The sequence below is a fragment of the uncultured Faecalibacterium sp. genome, from assembly GCF_900066275.1.
Classification (GTDB): Bacteria; Bacillota; Clostridia; order Oscillospirales; family Ruminococcaceae; genus Faecalibacterium; species Faecalibacterium taiwanense.
The window spans coordinates 171122-178354 of record NZ_FMFG01000001.1 but is presented as its reverse complement, the minus strand read 5'-3'; the positions used below and the strand labels follow the sequence as shown (position 1 = coordinate 178354).

The 7233-nt window shown below is 62.0% G+C and carries 7 protein-coding genes; all 7 read left to right on the top strand.

Translation table 11 applies throughout. The features are described 5' to 3' along the window. Positions 1-1136, top strand: a 1136-nt coding sequence (gene aroC / locus QZL71_RS00875) for a chorismate synthase (protein ID WP_294647363.1), incomplete at its 5' end; no start/stop codon positions are given. A 1-nt stretch (position 1137) separates the two neighbouring features. Further along, positions 1138-2400 (top strand): shikimate kinase, encoded by a 1263-nt coding sequence (locus QZL71_RS00870; RefSeq protein ID WP_294647361.1) that lies wholly within the window; start codon positions 1138-1140, stop codon positions 2398-2400. Then, positions 2381-2845, top strand: coding sequence for a type II 3-dehydroquinate dehydratase (locus tag QZL71_RS00865; RefSeq protein ID WP_097774636.1), 465 nt, complete (start codon positions 2381-2383; stop codon positions 2843-2845). The genes QZL71_RS00870 and QZL71_RS00865 overlap by 20 nt, the downstream gene beginning before the upstream one ends. Positions 2846-2866: 21 nt before the next feature. Further along, positions 2867-3883 (top strand): 3-deoxy-7-phosphoheptulonate synthase, encoded by a 1017-nt coding sequence (gene aroF, locus QZL71_RS00860; protein WP_097781196.1) that lies wholly within the window; start codon positions 2867-2869, stop codon positions 3881-3883. Between the two features lie 6 nt (positions 3884-3889). Then, positions 3890-5161: a 3-phosphoshikimate 1-carboxyvinyltransferase gene (aroA, locus tag QZL71_RS00855; protein WP_294647359.1), complete on the top strand. Its 1272-nt coding sequence runs from the start codon at positions 3890-3892 to the stop codon at positions 5159-5161. After that, the gene (locus QZL71_RS00850; RefSeq protein WP_097774633.1) at positions 5154-6017 is read left to right on the top strand and encodes a prephenate dehydrogenase; all 864 of its coding nucleotides are present in this window, start codon (positions 5154-5156) and stop codon (positions 6015-6017) included. Before aroA ends, QZL71_RS00850 begins: the two co-directional genes overlap by 8 nt. A 15-nt stretch (positions 6018-6032) precedes the next feature. Beyond that, entirely contained in the window at positions 6033-6992 is a 960-nt protein-coding gene (locus QZL71_RS00845) for a helix-turn-helix transcriptional regulator (RefSeq protein ID WP_294647358.1), read from the top strand. Positions 6993-7233: the final 241 nt, after the last annotated feature.

Genomic DNA, 7233 nt, shown 5'->3' with positions numbered 1-7233 from the left:
CATTCGGCAGCGACCTTTCGCTGACCATTTTCGGCGAGAGCCATGGCCGCGCCATCGGCGCGGTGCTGGACGGCATGGCCGCAGGCCTGCCGGTGGACGAGGCATTTCTTGCCGCCTGCATGGACAAGCGCCGTGCCCGGGGCGACGGCCTGTCCACTCCCCGGGTGGAAGCGGATACCGTGCAGCTGCTGTCCGGCGTGGTGAACGGCCGCACCACCGGCACCGCCATTGCCCTGATGATCGAAAATACCAACACCCGCAGCGGCGATTACGCCAAGACCGCAGACCTTCTGCGCCCCGGCCATGCAGACTACACCGCCTATGCCAAGTACCACGGCTTTCAGGATGCGCGCGGCGGCGGGCACTTCTCCGGCCGGGTGACGGCCGCCCTTGTGGCGGGCGGTGCCATTGTGCTGAGCGCACTGCACCGTGCGGGCATCGACATCACCACCCATATCGCAGAGTGCGCTGGCATTGCGGACACCCGCTTTGCGCTGGATGATGCCGCACAGCTCTCTGCTCAGGTGGAAGCCCTTGCCAGCAAGCCCGAGGGCTTTGCGGTGCTGGATGAAACCGTAGAAGAACCCATGAAAGCCGCCATCCGTGCCGCCGGTGCGGAGGGCGACAGCGTGGGCGGGATGCTGGAAACCGCCATCCTCGGCCTGCCGGCAGGCATCGGTGAGCCCTATTTCGACAGCGTGGAAAGCGAGATCGCACATCTGGCGTTCTCCGTCCCCGCCGTCAAGGGCATCGAGTTCGGCACCGGCTTCGGCTTTGCCGGGATGCGCGGCTCCGAAGCAAACGACGCCTTCCGCATGACGCCGGAGGGTGCGGTGGTGACCGCCACCAACCACAATGCGGGCATCAACGGCGGCATCGCCAACGGGATGCCGGTGGTGTTCCGCACCGTGGTCAAACCCACACCCAGCATCTACAAGCAGCAGGATACAGTAGACTATCTTGCCAAAAAGGACGCACAGCTGTCCATTCAGGGCCGTCACGACCCCTGCATCGTGCCCAGAGCCGCCATTGTGCAGACCTGCGTCGCCGCACTGGCTGTGGGCGACCTGCTCACGGCACGCTACGGCGAGGCTTGGATGACCCACCCCACCAGCTTCCGGAAGGAGGACGAGTAAAATGGAATACGGACTCATCGGCGCAAAACTCGGCCACTCCTACTCCAAGATCATCCACGAGATGCTCTGCGGCTACCACTACGACCTGTGCCCTCTGCCCACCGAGGAAGAGGCCCGGGCCTTTCTGGCAAAGCGGCAGTTCAAGGCCATCAATGTGACCATCCCCTATAAAAAGCTGGTGATGGAATACTGCTCCTACATCGACCCGCGGGCCAAGGCCATCGGGGCGGTGAACACGGTGGTGAACAAAAACGGCCTGCTCTACGGCTATAACACCGATTATATGGGCTTTGCCCACCTGTGCGACGCCCACGGCGTGAATTTTGCAGGCAGAACCGTGCTCATTCTGGGCACCGGCGGCACCCACAACACCACCAGCGCTGTGGCCCGGGACAAGGGTGCGGCAAAGGTGCTCACCGTCAGCCGACATCCGGACCCGGAAAAGGGCGAGCTGAGCTATGCCGAGGCCGTTTCCAGCGGGGCGCAGATCGTGGTAAACACCACACCGGCCGGCATGTACCCCAATGTAGGCGTGTGCAATCTGGACGTTGCCGCCATGCCAGGCCTTGAAGCTGTGGTGGATGTGGTGTACAACCCCGACAAGACCGAACTCATCCTCCGCGCCGAGGAAGCGGGCGTGCCGGTGGCTGTGGGCGGCCTTGAAATGCTGGTGGCGCAGGCAGTGTATGCCGCAGAATATTTTCTGGACCGCAAGTTCGAGGATGCGCCGGTTGAAATTCGGCGCATCACTGCCGCACTGCGCCGGGATATGCTGAACATTGCCCTGATCGGGATGCCCTCTTCCGGCAAGACCACCCTCGGCAGGATGCTGGCAAAGAACCTTGGCCGTACCTTTGTGGACCTCGACGAGGAGATCGTAAAGACCGACGGCCGCAGCATCCCGGATATCTTTGCAGCCGAGGGCGAGGACGGCTTCCGCACAAAGGAAACTGCCGAAACACAGCGCTTTGGCAAAGAGGGCCGGCAGCTCATTTCCTGCGGCGGCGGCATTGTAAAAAAGCCGGAGAATCTGCGTGCTCTGCACCAGAACGGCATCATTCTGTTCATCGACCGGCCGGTGGATGCGCTGGCCGTGGGCGGCGGCAGGCCGCTTTCTTCCAGCATGGACGCACTGCGCCAGATGGAAGCACAGCGCCGTCCGCTGTATCTGGCAGCGGCAGATGCCGTCATTCCCAACAACGGCACGCTGGACGACGCCCTGCATGCCGCCATGGAGGCACTGGATGAAATTTTTGATTCTTAACGGCCCGAACCTCAACATCATGCGCTGGTCGGAGCCGGGCGTACCCGGTGAGTTGGATTATAATGCCATCATGGACTATGTGCAGGCAGGCTGCGAACAGCTGGGCATTGAGACCGACTGCTGCCAGTCCAACCACGAGGGCGACCTCGTGGACGAAATTCAGGCCGCAGCGGGCCGGGTGGACGGCATCGTGCTGAACCCTGGTGCCTACGCCCACTACAGCGTGGCCATTCTGGATGCGCTGCGCCTGTGCGGCGTACCCGCCGTGGAAGTGATGCTGCACGCCCCGGACGAGCGGGAGCCTTTCCGCAAGACGGACGTGGTATCCTTTGGCTGTCAGGGCCACTTCATCGGGGAAGGCCCGCAGGGCTACCTGCACGCCTGCATTTATCTGGCCCAGCTGCTGCGCACCGACGGCTCCAGCAAGGCGCATATCGTGATGTAAAAACGAAAGGAAATTATCACCATGATCATCTCCACCAAAAAAGGGACTCCGAAGGACGAACTGGAAAAGATCGTTGACAAATTCGAGAAACAGGGTTTGGACGTGACCCTGATCACCGGCAAGGACTACAACGTGTTCGGTCTGGTGGGCGACACCACCAAGATCGATGAACGGGATGTGCTGGCAAACCCGTGGATCGACAACGTCACCCGCGTGTCCGCGCCCTATAAGCGTGCAAACCGCCTGTTCCACCCGGCAGATTCCGTGATCGACTGCGGCGGCGTGAAGATCGGCGGCAAGGAAAAGATCGCCGTCATGGCAGGCCCCTGCAGCATCGAGGGCGCAGAGCAGGCTCTGCGCATTGCACAGGGCGTGAAGGCCGGCGGTGCCACCCTGTTCCGCGGCGGTGCCTACAAGCCCCGCACCTCTCCCTACTCCTTCCAGGGCCTTGAGACCGAGGGCATTCTGGATATGGTAAAGGCCCGCGAGGCCACCGGCATGCCCATCGTCTCCGAGCTGATGAGCGAGGACCGCATCCCGGAGTTTGAGGAGTACGTGGACGTGGTGCAGATCGGTGCCCGCAACATGCAGAACTTCCAGCTGCTCAAGGCCGTGGGCAAGATGCACAAGCCGGTGCTGCTCAAGCGCGGTCTGTGCAACACCATTGAGGAGTGGATCATGAGCGCCGAGTACATCATGGCCGGCGGCAACGAGCAGGTCATCCTGTGCGAGCGCGGCATCCGTACCTTCGAGAAGTACACCCGCAACACCCTCGATCTCTCTGCAGTGCCCATCATCCACGAAAAGACTCACCTGCCCATCATCGTGGACCCCAGCCACGCCACCGGCAAGGCCAATCTGGTCGAGCCTATGATGATCGCTGCCGTGGCCGCCGGTGCCGACGGTCTGGAAGTGGAGGTCCACTACGACCCGCAGCACGCATGGAGCGACGGCGCACAGTGCCTGACCCCGGATTCCTTCGCACAGGCCATGGCAAAGTGCCGTCAGGTGGCATGGGCCATTGGCCGGGATATGTAACGGCCTATGCTGGTAACGATTCAGAACGCGCGTCCCGTGGGCGGCACCATCACTGCCCCGCCCAGCAAGAGCATGGCCCACCGTGCTGTGCTCTGCGCGGCACTGGCCGAGGGCCGCAGCCACATCACCAATCTGGAATTCAGCAAGGACATCTCTGCCACGCTGGGCGCAGCGGCACAGCTGTGCGCCCGTGTGCGCACCGGCGCAGACGATGCTGTGGTGGAAGGGCTGGGGCATTTTGTGCCTCTTGCTGCGCCGGTGGACTGCTGCGAGAGCGGCAGCACCCTGCGCTTTCTCATCCCCATCGCCAGCCTGACCGGACAGGCAGTTTCCTTCACCGGCCGCGGGCGGCTGATGGAGCGGCCTCAGTCGGTGTATGACGCTCTGTACCGGGAGCAGGGCCTGCGGTTTGAGCAGAGCGCTGCCGGGCTGACCGTGGAAGGGGCACTGACCCCCGGCGAATACCGCCTTGCAGGCAATGTATCCAGCCAGTTCATCAGCGGGCTGCTGTTTGCTCTGCCGTTGCTTTCCGGCAACAGCACGCTGCACCTCATCCCGCCGGTGGAGAGCCGCAGCTACATCGATATGACCCGCTCTGTGCAGGCAGCCTTCGGTGTGCAGAGCCATTGGCTGGACGAAAACACTCTTGCCATCCCGGGCGGGCAGCACTATCACCCCTGCGATTACACCGTGGAGGGCGATTACAGTCAGGCCGCGTTCCCGGCGGTGCTGGGGGCCGCGTGCGGCGGCGTGACCATCACCGGCCTTGCCCCGGAAACGCTGCAGGGCGATGCCGCCATTCTGGACATCCTGCGCCGGTGCGGCGCGGTGTTTACCCACACGGCAGAGGGCATCTCTTTTGAAAAGGCCCCCCTGCACGGGGTGGACATCGACCTTGCGGACTGCCCGGACCTTGGCCCTGTGCTCATGGTGCTGGGCCTGCTGTGCGAGGGCACTACAGTCATCCGCAACGCAGAGCGTTTACGCCTGAAGGAGAGTGACCGCATCGCTGCCATGGAGGCCGAGCTGCGTGCCTGCGGCGGCGTGCTGGAAAGCGAGGGCGGCACCATTACGGTGCACGGCTGCGCGGACAGGCTGCACGCTCCGGCAGGTGTTCTGCATGGGCACAATGACCACCGTGTGGTCATGAGCCTTGCGGTGCTGGCCCTGAGTACGGGCATCCCCCTGACCGTGGACGATGCCGAAGCCATTACAAAAAGCTGGCCGAATTTCTTTGAAGCCATCAAGCCCTTGGGCGCGGAGGTGGAATATGCTTGATAAAACAAAACGTTATCTCGTGGTGGGCCTTGGCCTGCTGGGCGGCAAATACGCGCTGGAACTGACGAAAGCCGGCTTCCATGTGGACGGCATCAACCGCAGCGAGGGGCATTTGCAGTACGCGCTAGAGCACGGCTATATCGCCAGCGGCAAGACCCACGATTTTGAGGACCTTGTGAGCAGCGCCGACCACATCATCTTTGGTCTGTACCCCACGGCCCTCATCGAGTGGTTCCGCACCTACGGCCATCTGCTCAAGCCCGGCTGCATCTTTACCGATGTTTCCGGCGTAAAGACCGGCCTTGTGGAGCCGGTGCAGGCCATGTGCCCGGCGGGCGTGGAGTTCATTGCCAGCCACCCGATGGCAGGCCGTGAGACTTCCAGCGTGGAGCACGCCGCCGAGGTGAACTTTGCCCCGGCCAACTTCATCATCACCCCCACGGAAAAGAACACGCCCGAAGCCATCCAGTGGGCAAAGGACCTGGCCGAAGTGCTGGGCTTCCACCACATCTGCACCCTGACGGTGCAGGAGCACGACAAGATGATCGGCTATGTGAGCCAGCTGTGCCACGCCATCGCCGTGAGCCTGATGTGCGCCAACGATAACTCTTCGCTGTGCGAGTACACCGGCGACTCCTTCCGTGACCTGACCCGCATTGCACGCATCAACGATAAAATGTGGGCAGAGCTGTTTTTGTGGAACAAGGAAAACCTCATCAGCGAGATCGACCAGTTCGATGCTGCGCTGCAGCAGATGCGCGCTGCCCTTGTGGCCGACGACCGGAACAAGCTGGAAGAGATGTTCCGTCTTTCCACCCAGCGCCGCGCGGCGTTCGACAAAAAACTGCCCGAATAAACCGGAGGTGCTCCCATGCCCAAGCAGGAAGGCCAGAAATCCAAGCTTTTGACCCTTTTGCGCATTCTGGAACAAAAGACCGACGAAGAACACCTGCTCAATGTACCGCAGCTGGTAGAGCTGCTGGAACAGCAGGACATTCTTGCCGAGCGCAAAAGCATCTACAGCGATATCGACACCCTGCGCAGTCTGGGGTATGACATCCAGCTGCGGCGCGGGCGCGGCGGCGGCTACTGGCTGGCCAGCCGCACCTTTGAGCTTTCTGAGCTGAAGCTGCTGGTGGATGCCGTACAGGCCAGCAAGGTTGTGTCGGCACGCACCAGCAGTAAACTCATCCATAAACTGGAAGCCCTCTGCTCCGACTACGAGGGCACCCAGCTGCAGCGTCAGGTGTATGTGGATGGCCGCCCCAAAAGCGACAGCCACACCCTGCTTTACAGCATCGATGCGCTGCACAGCGCCATCAATGCGGGCAGAATGGTGCGGTTCCGCTACAAGGACGGCGGCACCCGCACTGTCAGCCCGTGGCAGCTGGCATGGGAAAACGGCTGCTACTACCTTATCGCTTATCAGGACGAGAAAGAGCCTGCGGGCATCCGCAACTACCGCGTGGACCGCATGTCTTCCGTGACGGTGCTGGGCGATGCCCGCCGGGGCAAGGCCGAGTTCCGCCAGTTCGACCTGCCCGCCTATCTGCGCAAGCACTTCAACATGTTCGGCGGGCCGGAGTACCGGGTCACCCTGCGCTGCACCGCCGACCTGGAAAGCGCCATGCGCGACCGCTTTGGCAAAACGCCGCTGTTCGTGCCGGAGGAAGACGGTGCATATTTTCACTTTGATGTGCCGGTATGCGTCAGCCCCCAGTTCTACGGCTGGGTGTGCGGCTTTGGCGGCAAGGTGGAAGTAATGGCTCCCGCCGAGGTGCGCAAGGGGATACACGATATGGTGCAGGCCCTTGCGAAGCAGCACGATTAAAATGGCCTCCGCTTCGCTCTGGCCATCATCAGATGAAATGATATTTATAATCAGGTTCCGGAAAAATCTGCGGATTTTTCCGGAACCTTTTTTCACAGGGAAGGCCCGGACCGGGAGATGCAGCGTTTCCGGCAGGAAATAATTTCACGGCACCGTCCTGCCCTGTGGAGCCAGAGCGCCAGATGCTGCTTTCCGGTACGACTCCATCCGTGAAAAATGCAAACCCCGGCAGGCCGCAGCC

Bases quoted from the DNA above. Each gene is read 5' to 3' on its own strand.
- QZL71_RS00870 (WP_294647361.1), top strand. From the start codon at position 1,138: ATGGAATACGGACTCATCGGCGCAAAACTCGGCCACTCCTACTCCAAG.
- QZL71_RS00865 (WP_097774636.1), top strand. From the start codon at position 2,381: ATGAAATTTTTGATTCTTAACGGCCCGAACCTCAACATCATGCGCTGG.
- aroF (WP_097781196.1), top strand. From the start codon at position 2,867: ATGATCATCTCCACCAAAAAAGGGACTCCGAAGGACGAACTGGAAAAG.
- aroA (WP_294647359.1), top strand. From the start codon at position 3,890: ATGCTGGTAACGATTCAGAACGCGCGTCCCGTGGGCGGCACCATCACT.
- QZL71_RS00850 (WP_097774633.1), top strand. From the start codon at position 5,154: ATGCTTGATAAAACAAAACGTTATCTCGTGGTGGGCCTTGGCCTGCTG.
- QZL71_RS00845 (WP_294647358.1), top strand. From the start codon at position 6,033: ATGCCCAAGCAGGAAGGCCAGAAATCCAAGCTTTTGACCCTTTTGCGC.